At 61.1% G+C, this 25,152-nt stretch carries 23 protein-coding genes and 2 pseudogenes; 10 read left to right on the top strand and 15 right to left on the bottom strand.

Annotated features, from left to right (window positions below; all coding sequences use genetic code 11):
• The first annotated feature begins 144 nt into the window (after positions 1-144).
• The 4 genes from DYE40_RS08915 to fabF all read left to right on the top strand — a co-directional run bounded on the left by DYE40_RS08915 (position 145) and on the right by fabF (position 4,524).
• Entirely contained in the window at positions 145-519 is a 375-nt protein-coding gene (locus DYE40_RS08915) for an ACP-like domain-containing protein (RefSeq protein WP_115308742.1), read from the top strand.
• A 99-nt stretch (positions 520-618) separates the two neighbouring features.
• Positions 619-2,646, top strand: coding sequence for a prolyl oligopeptidase family serine peptidase (locus DYE40_RS08910; RefSeq protein WP_115308741.1), 2,028 nt, complete (start codon positions 619-621; stop codon positions 2,644-2,646).
• 278 nt (positions 2,647-2,924) lie between these two features.
• Positions 2,925-3,161 carry an acyl carrier protein gene (acpP, locus tag DYE40_RS08905; RefSeq protein ID WP_115308740.1) on the top strand — a complete coding sequence of 79 codons (237 nt, stop codon included), beginning with the start codon at positions 2,925-2,927 and terminating at the stop codon, positions 3,159-3,161.
• A 115-nt stretch (positions 3,162-3,276) separates the two neighbouring features.
• The gene (fabF, locus tag DYE40_RS08900; protein WP_115308739.1) at positions 3,277-4,524 is read left to right on the top strand and encodes a beta-ketoacyl-ACP synthase II; all 1,248 of its coding nucleotides are present in this window, start codon (positions 3,277-3,279) and stop codon (positions 4,522-4,524) included.
• A gap of 542 nt (positions 4,525-5,066) precedes the next feature.
• Here fabF and pyrI read toward each other — a convergent pair.
• From pyrI to DYE40_RS08875, 5 genes are all read right to left on the bottom strand, one after another.
• A complete protein-coding gene (gene pyrI, locus DYE40_RS08895; RefSeq protein ID WP_115308738.1) occupies positions 5,067-5,525 on the bottom strand; it encodes an aspartate carbamoyltransferase regulatory subunit in 459 nt (152 codons plus the stop codon).
• A 9-nt stretch (positions 5,526-5,534) separates the two neighbouring features.
• Positions 5,535-6,455: an aspartate carbamoyltransferase gene (gene pyrB / locus DYE40_RS08890; protein WP_115308737.1), complete on the bottom strand. Its 921-nt coding sequence runs from the start codon at positions 6,453-6,455 to the stop codon at positions 5,535-5,537.
• Between the two features lie 347 nt (positions 6,456-6,802).
• Positions 6,803-8,713, bottom strand: coding sequence for a nucleoside-diphosphate sugar epimerase/dehydratase (locus DYE40_RS08885; protein ID WP_115308736.1), 1,911 nt, complete (start codon positions 8,711-8,713; stop codon positions 6,803-6,805).
• Between the two features lie 122 nt (positions 8,714-8,835).
• Positions 8,836-9,342 carry a DUF302 domain-containing protein gene (locus DYE40_RS08880; protein WP_115308735.1) on the bottom strand — a complete coding sequence of 169 codons (507 nt, stop codon included), beginning with the start codon at positions 9,340-9,342 and terminating at the stop codon, positions 8,836-8,838.
• 82 nt (positions 9,343-9,424) lie between these two features.
• Positions 9,425-9,799, bottom strand: a complete 375-nt coding sequence (locus DYE40_RS08875; RefSeq protein WP_115308734.1) for a rhodanese-like domain-containing protein — start codon at positions 9,797-9,799, stop codon at positions 9,425-9,427.
• Positions 9,800-10,117: 318 nt separating this feature from the next.
• On the opposite strand from DYE40_RS08875, the gene DYE40_RS08870 reads away from it, so the two are divergent.
• The 6 genes from DYE40_RS08870 (at position 10,118) to DYE40_RS08850 (ending at position 16,254) form a co-directional block, all read left to right on the top strand.
• Positions 10,118-10,999, top strand: a complete 882-nt coding sequence (locus DYE40_RS08870) for a helix-turn-helix transcriptional regulator (RefSeq protein WP_115308733.1) — start codon at positions 10,118-10,120, stop codon at positions 10,997-10,999.
• A gap of 222 nt (positions 11,000-11,221) precedes the next feature.
• Positions 11,222-11,905 carry a sulfite exporter TauE/SafE family protein gene (locus tag DYE40_RS08865; RefSeq protein ID WP_425451195.1) on the top strand — a complete coding sequence of 228 codons (684 nt, stop codon included), beginning with the start codon at positions 11,222-11,224 and terminating at the stop codon, positions 11,903-11,905.
• A gap of 122 nt (positions 11,906-12,027) precedes the next feature.
• Entirely contained in the window at positions 12,028-13,944 is a 1,917-nt protein-coding gene (locus DYE40_RS08860) for an ATP-binding cassette domain-containing protein (RefSeq protein ID WP_115308963.1), read from the top strand.
• Positions 13,945-14,024: 80 nt separating this feature from the next.
• Positions 14,025-14,819, top strand: a complete 795-nt coding sequence (locus tag DYE40_RS08855; protein WP_244731738.1) for a tetratricopeptide repeat protein — start codon at positions 14,025-14,027, stop codon at positions 14,817-14,819.
• Positions 14,820-15,252: 433 nt separating this feature from the next.
• Positions 15,253-15,441, top strand: a complete 189-nt coding sequence (locus tag DYE40_RS12345; RefSeq protein ID WP_147286622.1) for a hypothetical protein — start codon at positions 15,253-15,255, stop codon at positions 15,439-15,441.
• 261 nt (positions 15,442-15,702) lie between these two features.
• Entirely contained in the window at positions 15,703-16,254 is a 552-nt protein-coding gene (locus DYE40_RS08850; protein ID WP_115308961.1) for a DUF1287 domain-containing protein, read from the top strand.
• A gap of 521 nt (positions 16,255-16,775) precedes the next feature.
• On the opposite strand, the gene DYE40_RS08845 is transcribed toward DYE40_RS08850, so the two are convergent.
• From DYE40_RS08845 to kdsA, 10 genes and pseudogenes are all read right to left on the bottom strand, one after another.
• Positions 16,776-17,270: a GlcG/HbpS family heme-binding protein gene (locus DYE40_RS08845; RefSeq protein WP_115308731.1), complete on the bottom strand. Its 495-nt coding sequence runs from the start codon at positions 17,268-17,270 to the stop codon at positions 16,776-16,778.
• Between the two features lie 44 nt (positions 17,271-17,314).
• A complete protein-coding gene (locus tag DYE40_RS08840; protein WP_115308730.1) occupies positions 17,315-17,845 on the bottom strand; it encodes a hypothetical protein in 531 nt (176 codons plus the stop codon).
• Between the two features lie 174 nt (positions 17,846-18,019).
• Positions 18,020-18,151 carry a hypothetical protein gene (locus DYE40_RS13130; protein ID WP_280529832.1) on the bottom strand — a complete coding sequence of 44 codons (132 nt, stop codon included), beginning with the start codon at positions 18,149-18,151 and terminating at the stop codon, positions 18,020-18,022.
• A gap of 46 nt (positions 18,152-18,197) precedes the next feature.
• Complete coding sequence (locus tag DYE40_RS13125) at positions 18,198-18,326, bottom strand: hypothetical protein (RefSeq protein ID WP_281270663.1); 129 nt, start codon at positions 18,324-18,326, stop codon at positions 18,198-18,200.
• Between the two features lie 407 nt (positions 18,327-18,733).
• The gene (locus tag DYE40_RS08830) at positions 18,734-20,164 is read right to left on the bottom strand and encodes a tetratricopeptide repeat protein (RefSeq protein ID WP_115308729.1); all 1,431 of its coding nucleotides are present in this window, start codon (positions 20,162-20,164) and stop codon (positions 18,734-18,736) included.
• A 414-nt stretch (positions 20,165-20,578) separates the two neighbouring features.
• Entirely contained in the window at positions 20,579-21,220 is a 642-nt protein-coding gene (locus DYE40_RS08825; protein WP_172461243.1) for an Imm53 family immunity protein, read from the bottom strand.
• Complete coding sequence (locus DYE40_RS08820; protein WP_115308727.1) at positions 21,217-22,617, bottom strand: MafB family polymorphic toxin; 1,401 nt, start codon at positions 22,615-22,617, stop codon at positions 21,217-21,219. The genes DYE40_RS08825 and DYE40_RS08820 overlap by 4 nt, the downstream gene beginning before the upstream one ends.
• A 182-nt stretch (positions 22,618-22,799) precedes the next feature.
• Positions 22,800-23,060, bottom strand: a pseudogene (locus DYE40_RS13315) (adhesin); the annotation flags it as partial.
• Between the two features lie 104 nt (positions 23,061-23,164).
• Positions 23,165-23,773: pseudogene (locus DYE40_RS08810) on the bottom strand (adhesin); the annotation flags it as partial.
• Positions 23,774-24,280: 507 nt separating this feature from the next.
• Entirely contained in the window at positions 24,281-25,123 is an 843-nt protein-coding gene (gene kdsA, locus DYE40_RS08800) for a 3-deoxy-8-phosphooctulonate synthase (protein ID WP_115308725.1), read from the bottom strand.
• Positions 25,124-25,152: the final 29 nt, after the last annotated feature.

Raw genomic sequence — 25,152 nt, 5'->3', positions numbered from 1 at the left:
GCCGCCTGCTTTGCTTTACAGAAATTATCCGAAACCGTTAGGCTTTTTAACGGAAAAAGTTTTAGTATGCCCGCGCTTTCCGCACGGACGGCAATGTCCGGCGGACGGCATTTCCGAAATTCATATTTTGTGAGGATATAGAAAATGAAACTGTTATCTGCCGTCGTTCTGTCTTCCCTCGTTGCCCTCAGCGGCACCGCGGCCGCCGCCAACGACAACCCCACCGTGGCGAAAAAATCGGTTTCCTACCGCTGCCAGCAGGGCAAACGGATCAACGTAACCTACGGCTTCAACAAACAGGGCCTGCCCACCTACGCTTCCGCCCGCCTCAACGGCCGCACCCGCGTGATGGAAATCGACCTCGCCCGCTCCGACAACGTGGGCACTTTCTTCGGCGAAGCCGGCGGCTACCGCTTGGACACCGACGTACTCGACAGCAAAAACGTCCGCACGCAGCCCATGATGATCACCTCTCCGGACGACCGCATCCTCTTCAAGAGCTGCTCGCCGCGCCGCTGATTTCCCCGCCGGCAAAAGGCCGTCTGAAAGCATACCAAGGCTTTCAGACGGCCTTTTTGTTTATAATCGCGCCCTTTCTTTGTTTTCAGACGGCCTCCCATGAGCGAACAGCAGACCGACCCGTTTTCCCGATTCCACGACTTGTCCGCCGCCGAAACGCAGGACTTCGCCCGCCGCGCCCACGCCGAAACGGCGGCGCGTTTCACGGCGGATGCGGCTTTTGCCGCACTCAAAAACGACATCGCCGCCCAACTGCGCGACGAGCGGCAGATTCCGTTCTGCGAGGAACACCGCGCACGGATGTACCATTTCCACCAAACCGCCGAATTTCCCAAAGGCGTGTACCGCGTCTGCTCCGCCGCCGCCTACCGCGCGGGTATGCCCGATTGGGAAATCCTGTTTTCCGTGGCCGCGTTCGACGAAATCCTCGGAGCCGACGTATATCTCGAAGGCGTGTCCCACAATGAGGAGCAGCCGCTGCGGGTCCTCATCAGCCTGAGCGAAAACGGCGGCGACGCGGCCTATACGCTGGAATTTGATTTGCAGCAAAAACGGATTGTGGAAAACGGCTTCCACTTCCCGCCCGGCAAAAACCACATTTCCTGGCGCGACGAAAACAGCGTCTGGGTATGCCCCGCGTGGGACGAGAGGCAGCTTACCGCCTCGGGCTACCCGCGCGAAGTGTGGCTGCTCGAACGCGGACAGGCGTTTTCAGACGGCCTGCCCGTATTCCGCGTGCCGGAAAACTGGATGATGGCCAACGCATGGCGTTATCTCGACGGACTCGGCTCGCCCGTGGATCTGATCGAAGCGGCGGAAGGCTTTTTCACCAAAGACTACTACCAAATCCTGCCCGGCGGCGGCACGGCGAAACTCAATCTCCCGCGCGACTGCGACATCGTCGGCTACACCGCCGGACAGCTGCTGGTGCAGCTCCGCAGCGCGTGGCGGCGGGCAAACCAAAGCCATCCCGCCGGCGCATTGGTGGCGGCCAAACTCAACAAAGGCACCGTCGGCGAAGCGGTTGTACTGTTTGAGCCCGCGCCGTCGCAGGCGGTGGAAAGCGTGGAAACCACCAAGCACTTTATCGCCCTCTCCCTGCTGGACAACGTTGCAGGCCGTCTGAAAGCATGGAAGTGGACGGGAAAAAACTGGGCGGAGCAAACCCTGCCCGAACTGCCGCAGGGCGCATTGGAAATCGCCGACCAGCCCTGGGGCGGCGACATCCTCTATCTCGCCGCCGACGGCTTCACCACCCCGCTGACGCTGTTTGCCCTCGACTTGCACGCAAACGAATTGAGCGTGCTGCGCCGCCAGCCCGATCAGTTTGACGCAGCAGGCATCGGCATCCGCCAGCTTTGGGCGGAATCGGCCGACGGCGAACGCATCCCCTACTACCACGTCGGCAGACACGCCTCGCCCGACACCCCCGCGCTGGTCTACGCCTACGGCGGCTTCGGCGTGGCCGAACTGCCGCACTACCTCGGCAGCATCGGCCGCCACTGGCTCGCGCAAGGCAACGCCTTCGTACTGGCCAACATACGCGGCGGCGGAGAATTCAAACACTGGCACGAAGCCGCACAGGGCAAACACAAACACCGCAGCGCAGACGACCTGCTCGCCGTGGTGCGCGATTTGGCCGCACGCGGCCTCAGCTCCGCCCCGCGCATTGCCGTACAGGGCGGCAGCAACGGCGGCCTGATTGCCGCCTCCGCCTTCGTGCGCGAACCGCAAAGCATCGGCGCACTGGTGTGCGAAGTGCCGCTGACCGATATGCTCGGCTACACCGCCCTCTCCGCCGGCGCAAGCTGGACCGACGAATACGGCGACCCTGCCGATCCCGCAATGCGCCCCCATCTCGCCGCGCTTTCGCCCTACCACAACCTTTCAGACGGCCTCCCCTACCCGCCCGCCCTGATTACCACCAGCCTCAGCGACGACCGCGTCCACCCCGCCCACGCGCTCAAATTCTACGCGCGGCTGCGGCAGCTCTCGCCGCAAAGCTGGCTCTACTGCGCCGACGGCGGCGGCCACACCGGCAACGCCACACAAGACGACACGGCGGCGGAACTGGCCTGCGTTCTGCGCTTTCTCGAGCACACCGTCGGCAGAAAAAACGGCCGATAATCGCCGAACGCCGCCAAAATGCGGCAAACCACCGCAAACGGCTCTTGTCGGCAAAAACGCCGCCATGCTAAGATAGCCGCAATCCGCCCTGTGCAAGACTCTCTGAAAACAAACACAGAAGGTTTGCGCGGGGCAAAAACACACGCGGCAGATTCCGGCACGGCCGGAACACCCCGCCCGAATCAGATGGAAAACTCCAAGCCAATCGGTTACAATGCCGCCGTTTCGAGTTTCAACTCCAACCACCGCCGCAAGGCTCAAACTAAGGACTTAAAAACATGTCAAACGTTGAACAAAAAGTGAAAGAAATCGTTGCCGAGCAGCTTGGCGTTGCCGCCGACGAAGTAAAAAGCGAATCTTCTTTCCAAGACGACCTGGGTGCCGACTCCCTGGACATCGTCGAGCTGGTAATGGCTCTGGAAGAGGCTTTCGGCTGCGAAATCCCCGACGAGGAAGCCGAAAAAATCACCACCGTCCAAGCCGCCATCGACTACATCAATGCGAAACAGGGCTGATACGCGTCTGTAACCCTTTCCGGCCTCTGTGCGCAGGCTTTCTGCACACAGGGGTCGTTTCTCATCATAAAGGCGCACCGCCGCCCGAAACCCGATTATCCGACGAGCAGATTTTATGAGTCAGAGAAGAGTAGTGATTACCGGACTGGGACAGATTTCCCCGGTCGGCAACGACATACGGAGCGCGTGGGACAACCTGCTCGCAGGCAAAAGCGGCATCGGCCGCATCACCCGCTTTGACGCATCCGACATCAACAGCCAAATCGCCGGCGAAGTGCGCGGCTTCGACATCGGCGCATACATCAGTGCCAAAGAAGCCCGCCGCATGGACGCATTCATCCACTACGGCATTGCCGCCGCCCTGCAAGCCATCGGCGATGCGGGTCTCGACGACGTGTCCGGCCTCGACAAAGACCGCGTCGGCGTGAACATCGGCTCCGGCATCGGCGGCCTGCCCAGCATCGAAGCCACCGGCAAAGCCGTGATCGAAGGCGGCGCGCGCAAAATCAACCCCTTCTTCATCCCCGGCTCGCTGATCAACCTCATCGCCGGCCACGTTACCATCCTCAAAGGCTACCGCGGCCCCAGCTACGGCATGGTTTCCGCCTGCACCACCGGCGCACATTCCATCGGTGATTCCGCCCGCCTCATCAAATACGGCGATGCGGACATCATGATTGCCGGCGGCGCAGAAGGCGCACTCTGCACACTCGGCGTGGGCGGATTTGCCGCCATGAAGGCCCTGTCCACCCGCAACGACGACCCCGCCACCGCCTCCCGCCCGTGGGACAAAGGCCGCGACGGTTTCGTTATCGGCGAAGGCGCGGGCATTTTGGTGTTGGAAGAACTCGAACACGCTAAAAAACGCGGCGCGAAAATCTACGCCGAGCTGGTAGGTTTCGGCATGAGCTCCGATGCCTACCACATTACCGCACCCGACGAAGAAGGCCCCGCGCTGGCCGTTACCCGCGCCCTGAAAGACGCAGGCCTGAACGCGCAAGATGTGGACTATGTAAACGCCCACGGCACCTCCACCCCGCTGGGCGATGCCAACGAAACCAAAGCCCTCAAGCGCGCCTTGGGCGAACACGCCTACAAAACCATCGTCAATTCCACCAAGTCCATGACCGGCCACCTCCTTGGCGCGGCAGGCGGCGTGGAAGCCGTGTACAGCGTGTTGGCCGTACACCACCAAAAATCCCCGCCCACCACCAACCTGTTCGAGCAGGACGTTGAATCCGGCTGTGATTTGGACTACTGCGCCAACGAAGCACGCGACGCAAAAATCAATGTCGCCATCTCCAACTCCTTCGGCTTCGGCGGCACCAACGGCACGCTGGTGTTCAAACGTTTCACGGGTTAATACCCCTGCCCTGAACACAAAGAGGCCGTCTGAAAACCTGTTTACGGGTTTCAGACGGCCTCTTGCTGCGGCGTGGAACGCGTGCGCCGCTGTGCGGCACACCCTACCTTAGACGGAGAATGTGCACGCTGTTTGGCCGCACACGCGGCTTGTACAGCGGGAAGGATGTTTTATCTGCTTCAATACAGAGGCCGTCTGAAACCGGATTTTCAGACGGCCTCTGCCGTTCAGTAGGGTGTGCCGCCTAAGCGACGCACGCGGTTTTGGTGTTTGCAGGGTGTTTTGAAAAAACAGATAAAGGCCGTCTGAACGTGCAGCTTCAACGAAGTTAAAACACGGATTCGGCGCATCCGAGATACCGTTTGCGTTTTTCAGACGGCCTGTTGCAGTAACGTGGAACGCGTGCGCCGCTGTGCGGCACACCCTACCTCAGAGCGGAGAATGTGCGCGCTGTTTGGCGGCGCACTCGGCTTGTACAAGCCCAAACACAGAGGCCGTCTGAAATCTGTTTTGCAGATTTTCAGACGGCCTCTGTGGCGTATTTACGCCTCCAACACCGCCTGGCGCGGGAAGGTTTTTTCGCAGTAGTGGCATTTGAGTTTGGTATGCCCGCTCTGCGTTTTGACATAAAAACGGCTTTTTACCGGTTCGCCGTGGCTGGCGCAGTTGGCATTGGGGCAGCGGAACACTTCGGCGATTTCTTCGGGCAGCGTCAGGCGGCGTTTGGCGGTTACTTGGAAATCGGCGATGGTGTTGACCACGGCTTCGGGGGCGAACAGGGCGAGGCGGTTGGCGGCGGCATCGTCGAAGGTTGCGCCGGCGATTTTGATGATGTCTTTGCTGCCCTGCGTTTTGCTGGGCAGGTTGAAGCCCACAGTTACCGCGCTGCCGTAGTGCAGCAGCTTGAAGCGGTGCAGGATGGTCAGTCCCAAACCGGCGGGGATGTGGTCGATGACGGTGCCGTTTTCAATGGCTTCGACGCTGAGTTTTTTGGCTTCCATATTCGCTCCTTACACTTCTTCGTTCAATACCAGCGACAAAATCGCCATGCGCGCGTACACGCCGTTTGCTGCCTGTTCGAAATAGCAGGCGTAGGGTGTGGCATCGGTATCGGGGTGGATTTCGTCAACGCGCGGCAGCGGGTGCAGCACGCGCAGGTTGGCTTTCGCGCCGGCCAGCACGGACGGGTCGAGGTTGAACCTGCCCTGGATTCTGGCAAACTCCTGCTCGTCGAAACGTTCGCGCTGCACGCGGGTCATGTAGAGGATGTCCGCCCATTCCGCCGCCGTTTCGAGATTGGGCAGCACGCGGTGGCGGCAGCCCGCTTCGTCCAGCTCTTCGGTGATGTAGTCGGGCATGGCGAGGCTCGGCGGCGAGACGAAGGCAAATTCGCAGCCCCAGCGTTTCAATGCCTGACAGAGCGAATGTACGGTGCGGCCGTATTTCAAATCGCCCGCCATGGCGATTTTCAGCTTGTCCAGACGGCCTTGCGTTTCGTAAATCGTTACCAGATCAAGCAGGGTCTGGCTGGGGTGCTGGTTGGTGCCGTCGCCCGCGTTGATAACGGGCACTTTGGAAAATTCGGCCAGCACGCGCGCCGCGCCGTCTTTGGGATGCCGCTGGATAATCGCGTCGGTGTAGCCGGAAATGATGCGGGCGGTATCGGCCAGGGTTTCGCCTTTTTTCGCGCTGGTGTTCGCGCCGTCGGCAAAGCCGATGACTTGGCCGCCCAAACGCTGCACGGCGGTTTCAAACGACAGCCGCGTGCGCGTCGAGGGTTCGAAAAAACACGAGGCGACGAGCCTGCCCGCAAGCAGGTCGCCGCGCGGCTCGGCTTTGAGTTTCAGCGCGGTGTGCAGCAGCAGCTCGAGCTGCCCGGTCGTCAAATCGGATACGGAAATAATGTTGCGGCGGTAGAGCGGATTGGGCATGGGATTTTTTTCTCCGTAAAAAAACCCGCGCGGCGGCGGGGGCGGGGGGAAAACGGAAAACCGCTGCGGCGGGCGGCGGCGGCTTGGCGGGCGGCGCGTGCGGGCATGGCGGTGATCCTGTGGGAAAAAACGGCGCGATTATCGCACAAGGTCAGGCCGTCTGAAAACGGGCTTGCCGCCCGCGCCGCCGGATCGGTGTTTTCAGACGGCCTCTGTCCGCAAAGAACGCTTGCGCCGCTTGGGCGGCACGCCCGACGCGGAACGGCCGTGCGGGACGCGGCTCTGCCACGCACGCGGTTTGCGGGTTTCAGACGGCCTCCATGCCCCGCCGCCTTGTCCCGCCGGCTTTATCCGCGCCCCGCTCCGCCCTGCTGCGCCGTCCACACCAAATCGCAGATGCCGTCCTGCGGCCGGAAGGCGGCTGGGGCGGCAACCAGCAGGCGGCGCAGGGCGGCCTGGTCGCCGGTTTCGCAGGCGGCGGCGATTCCGTCCAAAAGAACGCCGAGCTGCGGCCAGGGCAGCATGGTTTCCGCTGCGGTGAGGATGCGCGGGTGGCGGGTGGGGGAAACGTTGTCGCCGATGAGCAGCTCTTCGTAGAGTTTTTCGCCGGGACGCAGGCCGGTGATGCGGATTTCGATGTCGCCGTGGGGATGGTTTTCGTCTTTCACTTCGAGGCCGGAAAGGCGGATCATCCGTCGGGCGAGGTCGATGATTTTCACCGATTCGCCCATGTCGAGTACGAATACGTCGCCGCCTTTGCCCATTGCGCCGGCCTGGATGACAAGCTGGGCGGCTTCGGGGATGGTCATGAAATAGCGGGTGATGTCGGGATGGGTCAGGCTGACCGGCCCGCCCCGGGCTATCTGCCGCTCGAAAGCGGGGACAACCGAGCCCGAGGAGCCGAGCACGTTGCCGAAGCGCACCATGCAGAAACGGGTGCGGCAGCCGGGCTCGGCGGCCAGTGCCTGCAAAACCAGTTCGGCCATGCGTTTGCCCGCGCCCATGGTGTTGGTGGGGCGCACGGCTTTGTCGGTGGAGATTAAAACAAAGGTGGACACGCCGCCTTCCTGCGCGGCTTGGGCGCAGGCGAGAGTGCCGAAGACGTTGTTGCGTATGCCTTCGATGGTGTTGAGGGCGACAAGGGGGACGTGTTTGTAGGCGGCCGCGTGGTAAACGGTGTCCACGGCAAATGCGGCAATCACGCTTTTCAGACGGCCTGTGTCCTGCACCGATCCCAAAAGCGGCAGGATTTCGCAGCCGATACCGTGCTGCCGCCGCAAGCCGTCGAGTTCCTGTTCGATGGTGTAAAGGGCAAATTCGGACAGCTCGAAAAGGACGAGCCGCGCCGGACGCAGGGCGAGAATCTGGCGGCACAGCTCCGAACCGATCGAGCCGCCCGCGCCGGTTACCATCACGCTTTTGCCGGCAATGTCGAGCGACATCAGCTCTGCATCGGGATCGACAGGCTCTCGCCCCAAAAGGTCGGCCACGGAGATTTTTTTCAACACGCCGGTGTGGATGCCGCCGTCCACCAAATCCTTCATGCCGGGGATGGCCAGCACTTCGCAGGGATAGGCTTCGAGGCGGCTCAGAATGGCTTTGCGGGCGGCCGGCGGCGCGCTGGGGATGGCGAGCAGGATTTTTTTCACGCCGTGGCGGGCAATCAGTTTTTCGATTTCGGCGGGGGCGTATACCGGCAGATCGTTCACAATCGTGTCCTGCAAACGCGGATTGTCGTCCACGAACGCGGCGGCGCGGTATTCGTTTACCTGCTTCACCGCTTCGGCAAGCTGCCGCCCCGACTGCCCCGCGCCGTAGATGATGACGGGTACCGCGCTGTTGCGCTCGCTGCGTTCGGCCAGCATCAGCCGCAGCAGCAGGCGCGAACCGGCAATCAGCACCACCAAAAGAAAGAAATACACCACCGGCAGGGCAAGGCGGAGCTGTCTTTCAAACACCAGCACGCTGAAAAAAAACGCCAGCATCGAGGCGAAGCTGCCAAACAAGGCGACGGCGAGGATGCGCAGGCTGATGTAGCGGGTAACGGCGCGGTAAAGCCCCAGCCGCGCAAACAGCGGCACGGTAAACGCCAGCGTGGCGGCGAGCGCGTACCAGTTGGCCGGGTCGTACCATTCGTGGTCGTAATCCGCTTTCAGGCTCTGGGTAAACCAAAAGGCGCAAAACACCAGCAGCAGGTCGTGCACAACGAACAGCATCTTTTTCACATGGCGCGGCAGCGACAGCAGGGTTTCGAGCATGGTTTTCCCGACGGAGGCGGTTGGCAAAAGGCGGCGGCATTATAGCGGATTCGGGCAGAGAGGCCGTCTGAAAAGCACGGACACACGCTTTTCAGACGGCCTCTCTGCCGCAGGCGGAAACGCTATTCGGACACGGTTTTCTCAATCAGCACCATCAGCACCGCTGCGTCGATCAAGCTGTTTTCCACATCGGCCACCGCAATGCCGCTGCCGTCCAGCAGGGCGCGGGTGTCGTTGAACACCGCGCGTACCTGCCCGCCGCTTTCGGTAACCAGCACTTTGAGCGGCAGCTGCAGCGCGAAATCGGGGTCTTTAATCATCAGCGGGGTGCCCGCTTTGGGTGCGCCGAACACAATCACCGTGGCCGGCTGCATATCCAGCCCCGCTTTGCGGGCGGCGGCCTGATGGTCGATCACGGCAAACACGGTCATGCCTTTGCCGCGCACGGCCTGTTGCAGCCGGGAAACGGTTTCGGCAAAGCCGTAGCGGCTGGAAATGCTGTGGGTACGGGAAGGCTGGGACACGATCTGCTCCTTATCGGACGGGGATACGGACGGTAGGGGTGCGGCACAGGCGGCAAGCGCGAGCGCGGCGGCGGCAGACAAAACGGGTTTCGTCGGAAATTTCATCGGATGCTCCAAGCGTCGGCACCGGCCGCCCGCAACACTCTGCGGACGGCGGCAAAGCCGGTATGGTTTACGGATACGTTTTTTATTTCAAGCCTTTGGCCAGCAAATCCTGATAGCCGCCCTGATTTCTCACATTGGTGTAGCCCAGCTTTTCCAACATCTGCTTGGCCAGGCCGGCGCGGCGGCCGGATTTGCAGTAGAGATTGACCGGCGCGGTTTTGTCCGGCTGCACTTCGGCGGCTCTGGCGACGAGCTGTTCGAGCGGGATGTTTTGCGCGTCGGACAAATGGCCTGCCGCATATTCCTCGGGCGAGCGCACATCGATCCACACGCCTTCGGCGCGGGCGGCAGGCGCGGCCTTTTGAGCGGCGGCAGGAGCCAGGGACAGGGCGGAAACGGGAACGGAAGCGGCGGCCAAAAGGGCGGCGGCCAATACAGAAACAAACGGTTTTTTCACAGATTTTCCTTTTTTAGCTGAAAAACGGAGGAAGCGGACTCGGATCCGGCGCGGCAGGCCGTCTGAAAGCGCGGCTTCAACGAAGTGAAACGCGGTTTCGGCAGATGGGGAAAACGGCGGCGGACGTTTTTTTCAGACGGCCGCACAGCCCGTATCACGGCAAATCCTTGTTCCGCCAACGGCTTTCCGCCGCCCTCCAAGCGCGCGGGGCATGAAGTATAACCGTCCCGGCAGCGGGTGGAAACGGCGGCCGCATGGCTGCTTCTGCCTTATCCGCCTTATAATAACCCGCAAATCGTATCATCGGATGGTGCAAATATGGATATGCTCGACAGATTGGTGTCGCTCGCGCAGATTTGCGGCAGCGTAGAGGCACGGCGGCTGTTGCCCGACGGCTCTCAAATACACCAAGAAGCGCGGCGCGGACGGGCTTGGATATACATTATCGGCGGCGGATCGGGGCGGCTGCAAACCGACGGCGCAGCCGAACCCCGCCTGCTGCGCGAGGGCGACATCGTGTTTTTCCCGCACGGCTCGGCGCACACCCTGGCGGCGGGCGGTACGGATGCGGCGGATTTCGGCTTCTTCTGCGCCCGCTTTTCCTACGACGCACACGCCGACCTGATGGCGGGGCTGCCCGAAACGGTGCTGCTCAATATGCGCGGCACGTCCCTGCGCCATGTGGCCGCACTATTGCAGGCGGAAGCGGACAACCCGCAGCCGGGTGCGCGTTCGGCGGCGGACGCGCTCGCAAAGGTGATACTGGTGATGCTGCTGCGCGCTTTCCTGACGGAAAAGCGCGTGCCGACGCTGCACGAAGGGGTGCTGAAAGGCCTGCGCAACCGCCGTCTGCACGATGTAATCCGAGACGTGCTGGAACAGCCGGCGCAGCCGTGGACGATAGGCGACATGGCCGGTTCGTCCGGCATGTCGCCCGCCCAACTGGCACGCCTCTTCAAAATCTACACCGGCACCAGCCCCTATTCCTTCGTCAACCGCATCCGCCTGCAACACGCCGCCGTGCGGCTCAAACACAGCGCGGAACCCGCGTTTGCCATCGCACAGGATGCGGGCTTCGGCTCGGAAACGCACTTTTGCAAGGCATTTAAAAAAATGTACGGCATCACGCCCGGGCAATACCGCAAACGGGACGGCTGCGATACGGCAAACGGTACGCCCGCACCGCCGGAGGCCGTCTGAAACCGCTCCGGCACAAGGCAGGGCGTGCCGCCCAAGCAGGCTTTTTCAGACGGCCTCCGTCCGCATCCGCCCATTGAAGGCAGAACCATTGGAAGCAGGTTGATGCGGCAGCAGCCGCTCCCGACGGGTATTGCCGCTCCGCCTTAATCCTTACCTGCACCGACACGGTCAAACCCGCAGCACCGCGGCCACCTTAAAACAAAAAAACAAACCGCTCCGCACATCATGAACGATTTTTCCTATCCCACCCTCTTCCTGCTCGGCTTTTTCGGCGGCGGCCATTGTCTGGCCATGTGCGGCGGCCTCTCTTCGGCTTTCGCCCTGCAACTGCCGCCGCACATCAACCGCCTGTGGCTGATTGTGCTGATGAACCTCGGCCGCATCACCAGTTACACCGCCGCCGGCATCCTGGCCGGCGCGCTCGGCCGCTTCGGCATTTCGCTCGACGACACGCGCGGCGTGCAGATTGCCCTGCTGGCCGCAGCCAACCTCCTGCTGCTGCTGCTGGGGCTTTATCTGGCCGGTTTGTCCGACTTCGTGCGCCGCATCGAAAGCGCGGGCAAACCGGTGTGGAAACGGCTCAATCCGCTGCTCAACCGCCTGCTGCCGGTCAAAAGCGTGCCGGCCTGTTTCGCCGTCGGCCTGCTTTGGGGCTGGCTGCCCTGCGGCATGGTGTACAGCGCGTCGCTGTACGCGCTCGGCAGCGGCAGCGCGGTGCAGGGCGGCCTGCTGATGCTCTCGTTCGCGCTGGGCACCCTGCCCAACCTTCTGGCTTTCGGCTGGTTTGCCGGACAGCTCGAATCCCTGCTGCGCAACCGCCGCCTGCGTCTGGCGGCCGGGCTTTCCGTCTGCGCCTGGGCGGCGTGGCAGCTTTGGCGCACCGCCGCGATGATTGCCGCCGCCTGAGCCGCGCCCGCAGCGGTTTTCCAAACCGGAAAGGCCGTCTGAAAACGCGCAAAAGCGATTTCAGACGGCCTTTCCCTGTACAATCCGCTCCTTTCCATCCACCCCGTTTCCCCACCGCAGCCATGAACATCCTCCAAGCCGAAAACCTATCCTTTGCCGTCGGCCATGTCGCCCTGCTCGACCGTGCCGCCTTCCAAATCGACTCCGGCGAGCGCGTGGGGCTGATCGGGCGCAACGGCGCGGGCAAATCTTCCCTCCTGAAAATCCTGGCCGGCGTGCAGAAGCCCGACGACGGGCGGCTGGTGCTGCAAAGCGGCCTGAAAACCGTGTATGTGCCGCAGGAAAATTTCTTCGACCCCGCATCCACCGTGTTCGACGCGGTATCCGCAGGGCTGGGCGGCCTGCGCGACGTGCTGCGCCGCTACCACGCCGTGCTGGCGGAACTGGAAAGGCAGCCGGAAAACACGGCTCTCGCCGCCGAAACCAACGCGCTGCAAAACCAAATCGAAGCGCAAAACGGCTGGCAGATTGATGCCGCCGTGCGCCAAACCGTCAGCGAGCTGGGGCTACCTGAAAACGCCGCCGTCTCCAGCCTCTCCGGCGGGCAGAAAAAGCGGCTGGCACTGGCGCAGGCCTGGGTGCAGAAGCCCGACCTGCTGCTCCTGGACGAGCCGACCAACCACCTCGACATCGACGCGATTGTCTGGCTGGAAAACCTGCTGCGCGGCTTTGCAGGCAGCCTGATTGTGATCACCCACGACCGCCGTTTTCTCGACAACGTCGCCACCCGCATTGTGGAATTGGACAGAGGCACGCTGCGCTCCTACCCCGGCAGCTTCTCCAAATACAGCGAAAAAAAAGCCGAAGAGCTGGCCGTGGAAGCCGAACACAACCGCCTGTTCGACAAATTCCACGCGCAGGAAGAAGCGTGGATACGCAAAGGCATCGAAGCCCGCCGCACCCGCAACGAAGGCCGCGTGCGCCGCGTGGAAGAGCTGCGCCGCCAACGCGCCGCCCGCCGCGAACGGCAGGGGCAGGTTAATTTCCGCCTCGACGCGGGCGAAAGAAGCGGCAAAATCATCGCCGAACTCGAACACGCCTCCTTTGCCTACGGCGAGCGCACCATCATGCGCGATTTCTCCGCCGTAATCCAACGCGGCGACAAAATCGGCCTCATCGGCCCCAACGGCATCGGCAAAACCACCTTTTTAAAACTGATTTTGGGCGAACTCTCCCCCACCGGCGGCAAAATCCGCCTCGGCAGCAAGCAGGAAGCCGCCTATTTCGACCAGTTCCGCAGCGCACTCAACGAAAACGACACCGTGTTTTACACCCTCGGCCAGGGCAACGACTATGTGGAAATCGGCGGCAAAAAACGGCACGTAATGGGCTATCTGGAAGACTTCCTGTTCCACCCCGCCCGCGCCCAATCGCCCGTATCCTCGCTTTCCGGCGGCGAGCGCAACCGCCTGCTGCTGGCCAAGCTGTTCACCCGCCCCGCCAACATTCTGGTGCTGGACGAGCCGACCAACGATTTGGACATCGACACCCAAGAGCTGCTGGAAGAACTGCTGCGCGACTACGCCGGCACGGTGTTCCTCGTTTCCCACGACCGTATGTTTCTCGACAACGTCATCACCCAAAGCATTGTTTTCGAGGGCGAAGGCTACCTGAAAGAGTACATCGGCGGCTATCAGGACTACCAAGATGCCAAACAGCGCGAACTGGCTGTTCAGACGGCCTCCGCCCCCAAAGCCGCCGTTGAAGATGCGCCCGCCAAGGCCAAGCCCAAAGCCAAGCGCACGGTAAAACTGTCGTACAAAGAACAGCGCGAACTCGATGCCCTGCCCGACGAAATCGCCGCCCTCGAAACCGAGCAGACCGCCATCGCCGCACAGCTTTCCGACCCAGAAATCTTCCGCGATTACGAAAAAGCCGCCGCATTGCAGCGGCGGGCGGAAGAAATCGAAACCGCCCTGTTGGAAAAACTGGAACGCTGGGAGGCGTTGGAGAGCAAACAGGGCGGAGAGGCCGTCTGAAAACGGCAAAACGCGTGCGCCGCAAGCGGCACAACACCCTACCTTAGTATCCAACCCGCCCCGAACGGCAAAAGTAGGATGTGTGGCACAGCCACGCACGCGCTCCCCGACACACCAAGCCCGCCGCCCTGCAACAACGCGGATTTCCAAGCTGCGGCGGCATTGCCCGCCTTTTTCCGCTTACGGAGAAAACCATGTTTGCCCGCATTTCAAAAAACTTTCCCAACGCCGCTGCGGCGGCTCTGATACTGGCTTTGGCCGCACCCGTGCAGGCGGCTTCCGCCGACAGCCCCGCCTTCCGCCGGGCAATGGATGCCTATAAAGCAGGTAATTACAGCCGGGCCGTCCGCCTGATCCGTCCGCTTGCCGAACAGGGCTATGCGGTGGCGCAATACAATCTGGGCGTGGCGTATGGAAACGGCCTCGGCGTAACGCAAAACGACCAACAAGCGGCAGCGTGGTACCGCAAGGCCGCCGAACAAGGCTATGCCGACGCGCAATACAATTTGGGCGGGCTGTACGACAGCGGCAAAGGCGTGCCGCAAAACGACCGGCAGGCAGCCGCATGGTGGCGCAAAGCCGCCGAACAAGGTTTCGCGCCTGCACAATCCAATTTGGGCACGGCATACGAAAACGGCCAGGGCGTAGCGCAAGACGACAAACAGGCGGCAGCGTGGTACCGCAAAGCCGCCGAACAGGGCTATGCCGATGCGCAATACAATTTGGGCGTGATGTACTACAACGGCAGAGGCGTGCCGCAAAACCGCACGCAGGCCGCGGCATGGTGGCGCAAAGTATTGGCGCAGCCCGACACGGCGGAAAACGCCCGAGCCCAAGCCGAAGCCCGCGCTGCCTTAAAGCTGTTGGCACCGTAAACGGCAAACCCCGCGTGCGCCGCTTGGCGGCACACCCTACCTTAGATTCAAACACCCGAACGGCAAAAGTAGTACACGCACCCTGATACAAAGAGGCCGTCTGAAAGCACAACTTCAACGCGGTGAAAACACGGTATCGGCCAAACAAAACGGCTTGATGGTTTGCAGGCAACCTTATGCTTTGCCCCTACCAAACTGCCGACACAAAGCCGCGTGCGTGGCTGCGCCATACACTCTAATGCAGCCTGACAGGCGGGGCAGGCGGCAGCCTCTGCCGTTCGTAGGGTGTCTCGCCCTGCGACGCACGCGCTCCCCGCCTGCGATCGGAAAAAAAGCCGTCTGAAAAGCAAAACAGCCGCAAACCTCCGCCTGCTTGATAGAAGCCAAAACACAGAGGCCGTCTGAAAACGCCGCTTCAACGAAGTGCAAACCAATGAATCCTCCGCCAGCCCGCTCCCTCCCCTGCGCCTGCGCGGGACGGATTGCGAAGGCGGCGGCGGTGCGCAGAACCGCTTTGCCCACCGTCCCGCAAGCCGAAACCACCGCCAAACCCTACCCGAACAGCACAAGCCCCAACCCTGCCCCGCAGGCAGGGAGAACACCAAAGGCAGAGGCCGTCTGAAATCTGCAATGCGGTTTTCAGACGGCCTCAAAGCCTGCTTCAAACACCTGAAATGCCTGCACGAAAACCATCCAAACCTCATCCGCCTGAGAATACGCCATGAAAGCAAACCGTTTGCCCATCCGCTCCTGTCTTTTCCCGCTGCTGGCCGCCGCATTGGCTGCCTGTTCCGATCCCGCGCCGCAAACTCCTCCGCCCGCGTCCGCCGCGCAGTCCGAAGCCGCCGCAGCCGCCGTTCCGACTCCCGCAGCCGCGCCCGAAATGCCGTCTGCCGAAACGCAGCCGTCGGCGGCACACCCGTCCCCGCCGCTGGTGGCCGCCGCCCGCGCCCAAATCGGCCAGACGGTATCCTACGATCCCGCCTACACCAAACTGGATTACCCGATGGGCGACGTGCCGCTTTACACAGGCGTGTGCACCGACGTGCTGATCCGCGCCCTGCGGCAGCAAGGGGTGGATTTACAGCAGCTCGTACACGAAGATATGCGCCGCCACTTTTCCGCCTACCCGCAAAAATGGGGGCTGTCCGCACCCGATCCGAACATCGACCACCGCCGCGTACCCAATCTCGCCGCCTATTTCGAGCGGCAGGGCTACCGTGCCGACGGACGGGATTTCCGTGCGGGCGACATCGTTACCTGGAATGTGGGCGGCGGCCGCCCGCACATCGGCATTGTTTCCGACCGCAGCAGCAGCGGCCGCCCGCTGGTCATCCACAACATCGGGCGCGGCACGCGGGAGGAAGACATCCTCTACCGCTATCCGATTACCGGCCACTACCGTCTGCCGCAGCAGGGCGCACACCGGCCGTAACGCCGCCCACGTCTTCGCGCGGCAGAAATAAAATACCCGAAGCGGCGGCATGAGGCCGTCTGAAAACGGGTTTGCCGACGGGCAGTCCGCGCATTCGAGATGTGCCAAACAAGCCCGCCTCCTCCGCAGATATGGCGGCACACGCGCGGCAAGCCGCAAGCCGGAGGCCTTTGCCAAACCTGCGGATGCGAATGCGGATGCGGTTTGCGGCGCAGCGGGGACAACACAAACATACGCACAGGCCGAAACTCCGGCCAAGTGCCGAATCCGCCGCAATCTCCCATAGCCGCGCAGACGTATCTGCCCCGATACTTTGCAATGACTGCAAAAACAGCCTGCCGTCTGCCCGCCTGCGGACATTCCCGCCTGCGCGGCAACGGCGGCGGGCGGGCTTGGCAAAGGCAGCCGCCATGCGCCGGCAAACGGCATAGCCCGATCCGTTTGCCGCCGTTGCTATGATGCATAACAAAGGCCGTCTGAAACAGGTTTTCAGACGGCCTTTTTGCGGCAGAACGGGGGGGCTAGCGCGCGGGCAGGGCGGCCGCGCCGGCTTTGGCGACGCTCTCGTCTTCGTCCACCGATCCGCCGCTCACGCCGATGCTGCCGACTATCTGACCCGTTTTATCCACCAGCAGCACGCCGCCGGCAAAGATAGCCAGCCCGCCGTTGCTCACTTCGATGCCGTAGAGTTCTCCGCCCGGCTGCGCGGCTTTGCCCAAATCGCGCGTACTCATATTGAAGTAGCGGGCGGTTTTGGCTTTTTTCTGCGCGATGTCGATGCTGCCGATAAATGCGTCCTCCATGCGGGCAAAGGCTTTGAGGTTGCCTCCCGCATCGACAACGGCGATATTCATCGGCACTTTGATCGCTTCGGCCTTGGCCGCCGCCGCATTGACTACGGCCTGCGCCTGCGCCAGCGTCAGATCGCCGGGCAGGGTTTTGGACAAACCGGCACCGGCGGCGGGAATGGCCAGCGCGGCGGCGGCGATGAGGGCGGAAATTTTCGTTTTATGCATGATGGTCTCCTGAAAATCGGTTTTTCGGATACTGCATGACGATTCTATGCCTGTTTGCGGGAAGTGCAAAGGCCGTCTGAAAAAGCGGCAAGGCAGGCGCGGATACGGCGGGCGGCGGCAGAGTGTTCCGGTTCGCAGGCAAGACGGCGGCGCAGGGCGGCGGGGGCGGCGCGGCTTGCGGGATAGCGGCGGCACAGGGATTCGGCGGCACGGGCGGCATTGGCGCCGCTGCCGCAGGCGAGGATGTCGAGCAGGTGGCGTTCGATGTGCGCCTGCGGGGGAAACCATGCCGCCGCTTCGGCCAGGGCGGCGCAAACGCGCGGGCTGGCGTTGAACAAGCAGGGAACAAGCTGCGGGCGGACGGTGTCGAAGTCTTCTTCGCGCAGCACGCCGCGTTCAAACAGCCGCCCGAGGGCGGCAACGGCGGCGGCAAGAACGGTGGCCTGTCCGCCGCGCCGCAGCAGGGGAAGGAGGAAGGCCAGAGCGGCAGCGGCTTCGCTGCTGCCGGCGGCAGCGCGGATCTGCCCGGCCTCGGCGGCAAGGCGGCGGGCGGGGCGGTTGGTTGTTTTTCCCATTTGTGTTCCTTGTTTATTTTTGCTTGCCGCAGGCCGGAGTGTTTGCCCAATCCTGCACCTGTCCGGCCGGCGTTATCAGGGCAGCAAGCCGCAGACGGTACGGCAAAGCTCTGCAAAACCGCAGTTTTTTTATTTTGTCCCTCCGGATCGGCGGTTGTTTTTATTGCGGACGGTTTAATGCCGGACGGGATTTGCGCCTGCGCCCGTCAGGTATCCTGCGGGATGGCGGCAGTCCTTGTTTTCAGACGGCCTCCTGCATTTGGCAAAGGCTTTGGCCGTCTGAAAACGGGGTTTTATGCAGCGCAAAATAAAACCCTGCGGCCTTATCCCGTGTTTTCAGGCTGCCTTTGGCTTAGGCCTCTTCATCATCCCGCTGCCACTCTGCCATATCGCGCACCGCCGCTTCCAGCCAGCTCCACACATCGGCATAGCTTTGCCGCTGCTCCCAGCCTGCCGCTGCCCACGCATGGATAATCTGCACGCCCGCGCCCTTGCCGTGTTCAAAGTCGCCGCCTGCGTTTTTTCCAGCACAAACCACGGCTCAAATTGCACCAGCCCCAGCGCAATCAATTTGTCAAACGCGGCGGGGTAGGCAAAATGGGCGTGGCGGATTTTAAATTCGGCGGGGTTAAAGCCTTGATAAAAGCGGCAACGGTCGGGCGTGGTCATGGTTTATGGTTTTCACAAGAGGATAAAGCGTTTTCAGACCGCCTGAAATGCACAACAGGGCGTATTCCGCATACGCCCTGCCGCACTTTGCCGTACCGTCTGCGGCTTTATATCTTTTCTGTTTTGTTCCGCCATATGCGGCGGCAGGGCGGCTTCTTGTGTTTTCAGACGGCCTCTCCGATATGGAAAAGGCCGTCTGAAAACGGGATGGATTGGGTGTCAGCCGACCTGCGCCTGCCCCTGCCATTGCTCCATCATTTTGCGCAGCTCTTCGGGATGGTCGTGGCCGTTGTCGATGGCGGTTTGCAGCCATTTGCAGGCAACTTCGGTGTCCTGCGGCACGCCAGTGCCGGTGTAGCTGAGGCAGGCGAGGTTGTATTGGGCGGTGGTGTCGCCCTGCATGGCGGCCTGGGTAAACCAGCGGGCGGCCTGTTTGGGATCGGCCTCCACGCCTTCGCCGTTGTAGTACATCATGCCGAGGTTGGTTTGGGCTTTGGGGTGGCCGTTGCGGGCGGCCATAGAGTAGTAGGCAAACGCGCTTTCAAAGTCCTGCGCCACGCCGATGCCGTAGTGCAGGGCGAAGCCGGATTGGTAGTTGCGTTCGAGGGTTTGCTGCAATTCGAGGGTTTCACGGTTGTAGGCGGGATTGTCCACATGGCTGCGGGAGTCGAGCATCAGCAGCCGCTGCATGGCGACGAGGCTGCCGTATTTGACGGCGTGCTCGTAGTATTGGCGGGCCCTTTCGATGTCGGCATGGATGCCCAGTCCGTATTGGCGGATGTCGCCCAAAAGGCAGAGGGCTTCGGGATGGTTGTGGCGGGCGGCTTTGGCGGCAAAAAGGGCGGCCTTTTTGTAGTCGCGCACGAGGTGTTCGCCGGTAAGGTATTGTTTTGCCAGAAAGGCGCAGGCGTTGTCGTCTTCCTGCCGGACGGCTTTGTTGAGCCATTTGATGCCTTCGGCGGGATCGGCGGGCAGGTATTTTCCTTCGAGCAGGAGCTTGCCCAGCTCCGCCTGGGCGGCGGAGATGTCGGCTTCGGCGGCAATGCGCAGGTGGTAGAGTGCCTGGGTGTGGTTTTTGGGTACGCCCTGGCCGTAGAGAAATTGGTTGGCAAGCTGCCAGTGCGCGGAAACAATGCCTTGTGCGGCAGCCTGCTGGTAGAGGGCGTGGGCGGCGGGGAGGTTGGGGGTGCGGCTGTGCTGGTAGTGGCCTGCAAGGAAAATCTGCGCCTGGGGGTGGTGCTTTTGCGCGGCCTGTTTGGCCCAGTAGACGGCGCGGTCGTCGTTTTTCTCGGCGTAGTAGTGCATGACGCGCACTTGGGCTTCGGTGTAGCCTTCTTCGGCAAGGGAAAGATAGGCAGGCAGGACGGTTTCGATGTTGATGCCGTTGTCTTCGCGCAAGAGGGCGAGATTGTAGCGGGCGGTGGTGTGGCCGGCTTCGGCGGCTTTGCGCAGCCAGTAGGTAGCTTGGACGCGGTTGGGTTCGGTGCCCATGCCGTACTGCATACAGCCGCCGAGCTGGAATGCGGCTTCGGCATGGCCGGCTTCGGCGGCGCGCTCCAAAAGGGGGAGCGCGGCGGTGTAGTCGGTGGGCATGGCGGTGAGATACTGCCGTGCCTGCTGGAAGAGTGTTTCGGCGTTTTCGGTCGTCATGGGCGGCGGTTTTTGTTGTTGTCGGCCTGCACCTCGGGGCGCAGTTCAAGTGGCGGATTTTAACGGATAAACACCGTTTGTGCCATCAATAAACCGCCCGGCATACGGCAAAAGGCCGTCTGAAAACCGGTTTTCAGACGGCCTTTTGCGCTGCGTCAGACGATTTCGGAGCTGGGAAAGATTCGGCTGTACGGCAGCGGCCGGAACCGGATTGTTTTCCCGCATCCGAGCCGAGCCGCCCGACAATTTTTTAAGCACGGGCCGGGTTGCCAATCCCGACTTCCCTGATTTTTGGAAATTACCGGCTTATTGCCTTATTTAAGAGGCCGTCTGAAATTGACACAACAATATTTCAGACGGCTTATCAGGGCAAAAGCGATTAGGGTTGGGTTTGGCAATTCAAGCTGCGTCTGCTTATCCGTCGTATTTGCCCGTTACCAGCCATTTGTATGAAATATCCAGCATATCCGAAAAGCTTTCGCCGCCGCAGGCGGCAAACAGACGGGTCATCTCCGGCCAGCGCGGCTCGTGTTCCGTTTTCACGGCATACCAGTCCCGCTCCGAACGGTTGCGGGTAAGCACAAAATCTGTCCGTGCGCTTTTGCCGGAAGCCTCTTCATCTTCAATCGTCAGTTTCCAGCCGGATATTTCGATGTTTGAAAAACTTATGCCGTTGCCGTGTTCCCACCATCCGTCGCATTGTCTGGCATACCATTCGTTCATTGCACCAAGATAATCGAAGCCGGCTTGTTTCTCCACGTCCAGTCCCAGCCATTCCGTTGCCGTGTACAGAAGATGGAGCAGATTGTTTTCTCCGATTCCGCAGGCCGAATAAAAAATGTTTTCTGAAGCTTTGAAATAATACCAATCGTCATCCGAATAATCCTGCATCACCTTTTGAATCTTTCCATGCCTACCTGCATCTTTGATGATTAAAGACCAACCCGGGTTATCCAATGTACTTAGAGAAATACCGGAGCGATGGAAAAGATATGTATGACACGAACAATGCCATGCGTTTAGTGCCAGAAGATAGTCGGTCAGATTCGGATTCATTTTTTCAACCATCCTTTCCGTATGGCCAGTTTCCGCGCTGTGCGGATGTCGTTTTTGCTGGCTTCTCTGATTTCTTCCCGTTTTTTTATCGGCTGCATGGTGCCGTTTGGTCTGCGCTGTTTGGGAGAAGCCTGAACATGGGGTGTTTTATAAGATTTTTCTGTTTTTTTATCAGTATGAGCTTTACCTACTAAATCAATGTGTCCTATTTTTTCTCCCGACTGAAATCCGACTGAATGTTTGTTGCCTATTTCTCTGGACAGCTCCACCGCCATCTCTTTTGCCGATTTTTGATATGGATTGATAGGCTTATTCCCGCCAGCCATTTCCCCGTCGGTCGAGGACATTTCCCGCCGCTGCTCCCACTTCCCCTTTGCCGCGTCGCCGAAATCGCTGCTGGCCGGTTTTTTCGAGCTGAATCCGTGTGTTGCCGCATTGCGCAGGGCGAAACTTTCGGCGGCTGCGCCAAACACTTCGGCGGTGTTCGGATGTTTCCGCACCCACTGCCGCGCCTTTTCATAGCCGCTTTGGGCGGCAATGGCGGCATCGGCATAGCTTTCAACCGCGTGCGCACGCGCTTCGGGCGGCAGGCGCGAGAATCCTTGATTCACGTACTGGTCTGCCGCGCCTGCGGCGATTTCCCCGCCTTTGCCGATAATGGCCGGAAAGCCCAGTCCTTCAAATCCGGTGGCGAAAAAATTCGTTACGCCCGCCCCGATCAGGCCGCGCACAACTTCTCCGGCATTGCCCGCGATATTCCGATCGGGATTGTGCTTCATGATCAGTTCGCCGTTTTCCCGCATTCTGCGCAGATAGTTGTCTGCCGCGCTGCGGCTGGCTTCCTGCCAGCGTTCGCCGAACGGGCGTTCGTCGGCGGTAGGCGGTTTGATGCGGGTGATCGATCCTTTTACATGGTAGCTGTAAAGATCGCGCGCGCCTTTGGGCTTGGGATAGCCGCCGCCCTGCGGGCCGTCGTAGCCGTCGGCGGGATGGATTTGCGATCCCGTCCATTCGATGCGGTAAACGCCGAAGCCGTCGCTGAGGTCGGGCGCGTCTTGAAACCGGTTGCGGCTGTCGTGCTGCTCGAAGGGGGTGTGTTCGTCGTGTCCGTGGTTGGAAAACCGGGTTTCGTAACGGACGGTGCCTTCATATTGGGCTCTGCCGGTGTTCCAGGCCGAATGGTATGCGGGTGCCAGTGTGTCGCGGCGGTTTCCGACGCTGCCGCGTGCGTTGCCGAACAGGTGGTATTTGCCGCCCGGCTCGAAATCGCGGGCTTGGATGTCTTGTTGCAGCCGCATCAGGTCTGCCAGCGGATCGGCTGTGGCGGCGGGCAGGAGGCCGGTAAGCAGCAGGGCGGCAAGCAGCAGCGTTTGCAGTTTGTGCAGGGCTTTTTTCATTGCTTGTCTCCCTGCGTATTCCTGCGCCTTTCGATGATGCCGTTGCCGGCGGGTGCGCTGTTTTCGGCGGCGTTTTCTTCTGACGGGCTTTGGCTGTGCGGCCTCGCGCCGTGCCGGTTTTTGCTTTGTTGAAACTCTCTGCGTTCGTTTTCAGACGGCCTTTGTGCTGCGCCGCCGTGTCCTGCGGACGGGCTGCCGTAGGGGCGGATGTCGGCGAAACCGACCATCAGGCCGTCCGCAGGCCGGACGGTTTTGACGGTTTGGAGCGGCCCTGTCCACAGGACATAGTTTTCGCGGTATTCGCTTTCGTAGGCACTGGTTTCGGGGGCAATCAGCAGTTTGCCGCTGCTGCGGTCTACCGCAAAATATTCGAGCTTGGTTTGTGCTTTGAGGCTTTCGGCGTTGTAGAGGTGCAGTTCGGTGCGGCTGCGTATCGTACCAAATATAGCGTAACAAAATAGAAAATCTACTGCGTTGCTGCGCCTTGCCGTACTACTTGTACTGTCTGCGGCTTGCTGCCTTGTATCTTTTCTATTTTGTTACGCTATACGTCTACGGTAACAAATACAACATCGGTGTCGGCATATGCACTCGGGACGATTTCGAGGCCGCGCAGGTAGAAGAGGGTTTGGATCAGGTTGTTGAGAAAGGCGGTGTCGCGCGGGTTGGCGGTGAGGGTTTCGTTGCGGTAGTCGCCGGTGCCGTTGGCGGCGATGCCTGCCGAGCGGCTGTTGCCGCTGCCGCGTGTCCGGCTATGCGAGCTTGCGGGGGCATTGAGGACGGAAACGGCCTCCGTCTGCCCGCTGAGGCCGGAAGAAGTGGTGGTGGTGGAGCTGCGGACGGAGGGATAGGAATAGTCGCTGATGTTTTCGGGGGCGGCGGTGTATTCGCCGCGTATCAGCGCACTGAGGGAATAGCGTCCGCCGCTGATGGTGCCGGATCCTTGGTCGCCCATCACGGAAACGTAGAGGGCGGCTTTGCGCCCCTGCAAGGCGGACAAATCCATGTTTTTTACCGCCGCGCGGGCGGAGGCGGCAACGAGTTCCTGCTCGACGGCAAAGCGTTTGCCGCCGCCGTGTGCCGGGATGCCGGTAAGCGTGCCGCAGGCGGACAGGAGCAGGGAGAGGGTAAGGGGGAGGAGAAGATAAAGGCGCATTTTTTCTTTCATTGCTTGGGGTTGATGAATGGTTTAAAACCGTTTTCTTTTACAAGGCGGCGGACTTTATATTATGCGCAATGGGTTTACGAAAAAGGCCGTCTGAAACCGTTATTACGGTTTTCAGACGGCCTCTGCCGCAAAGGTAGGGTATGCCGCCCCAAAGCGGCGCACGCGTTCTTGGTTTTGCAGGCTGCTTCTCCAAACAAGCCGCAAAACGGCAAAGCCGCGTGCACCGTTGCGCGACACACCCTTTATACGGCGGAACGGATTTTTTATTTGTTCCGCAATAAACACAAAGGCCGTCTGAAAAACATTTGCGGTTTTCAGACGGCCTTTGCCGTTAGACAGGGTATGCGGCTCTGCCACGCACGCGCCTGCGGTATTGCACGGCCTTTTGCAAGACAGATTAAAGAGGCCGTCTGAAAACGCGGCTTCAACGAAGTGAAACACGGATTCGGTACTCCCGAACTGCCGTTTGCGGTTTCAGACGGCCTCTTGGCCGCATCAGGCGATTTCTAGCGGGGGGAAGGATTTGACGAGGTCGTCCACGGCTTTGACGCGGGTAAGGAAGGCCTCGAGTTTGTCCAAAGGCAGTGCGCTGGGGCCGTCGCATTTGGCGCGGTCGGGATCGGGATGGGCTTCGAGGAAGAGGCCGGCGAGGCCGGTGGCCATGCCGGCAAGGGCGAGGTCGAGGGCTTGGGCGCGGCGGCCGCCGGAGGCGGCGGAGCCGGAGTCGCGGGTTTGCAGGGCATGGGTTACGTCGAAGATGACGGGGGTGCCGGGGTTGGCTTTTTTCATCACGCCGAAGCCAAGCATATCGACGATGAGGTTGTCGTAGCCGAAGCTGCTGCCGCGTTCGCACAGGATGAGCCGGTCGTTGCCCGCTTCTTTGAATTTTTCGATGATGTTTTTCATCTGTGTGGGGCTGAGGAATTGGGGTTTTTTGATATTGACGGCGCGTCCGGTGGCGGCCAGGGCGGAAACAAGGTCGGTTTGGCGGGCGAGGAAGGCGGGAAGCTGCAATACGTCGCATACTTCGGCGGCGGGGGCGCATTGGCCGGGTTCGTGTACGTCGGTAATGACGGGAACGCCGAACTCGCGTTTGACGGCGGCAAAGATTTCCATGCCTGCGTCCAGGCCGACTCCGCGATAGGAGCGGACGGAGGAGCGGTTGGCTTTGTCGAAGGATGCTTTGAATATATAGGGGATGCCGAGCTTGCGGGTGGCTGCGGCAAAGGCATCGCAGGCAAAGAGGGCGGAGTCGAGGTCTTCGAGGACGTTGAGGCCGCCGAAGAGGACGAAGGGGGCGGTGTTGGATACGGTGATGCCGCTGATGGTTACGCTCATGGTTTTGCTCTCGGGTAAGTTGGGAAAAA

Origin of the sequence: Kingella potus, from assembly GCF_900451175.1 — a bacterium.
Lineage (GTDB): Bacteria > Pseudomonadota > Gammaproteobacteria > Burkholderiales > Neisseriaceae > Neisseria > Neisseria potus.
The sequence above is the reverse complement of the archived record's forward strand: the minus strand, read 5'-3'. Positions and strand labels throughout refer to the sequence as shown.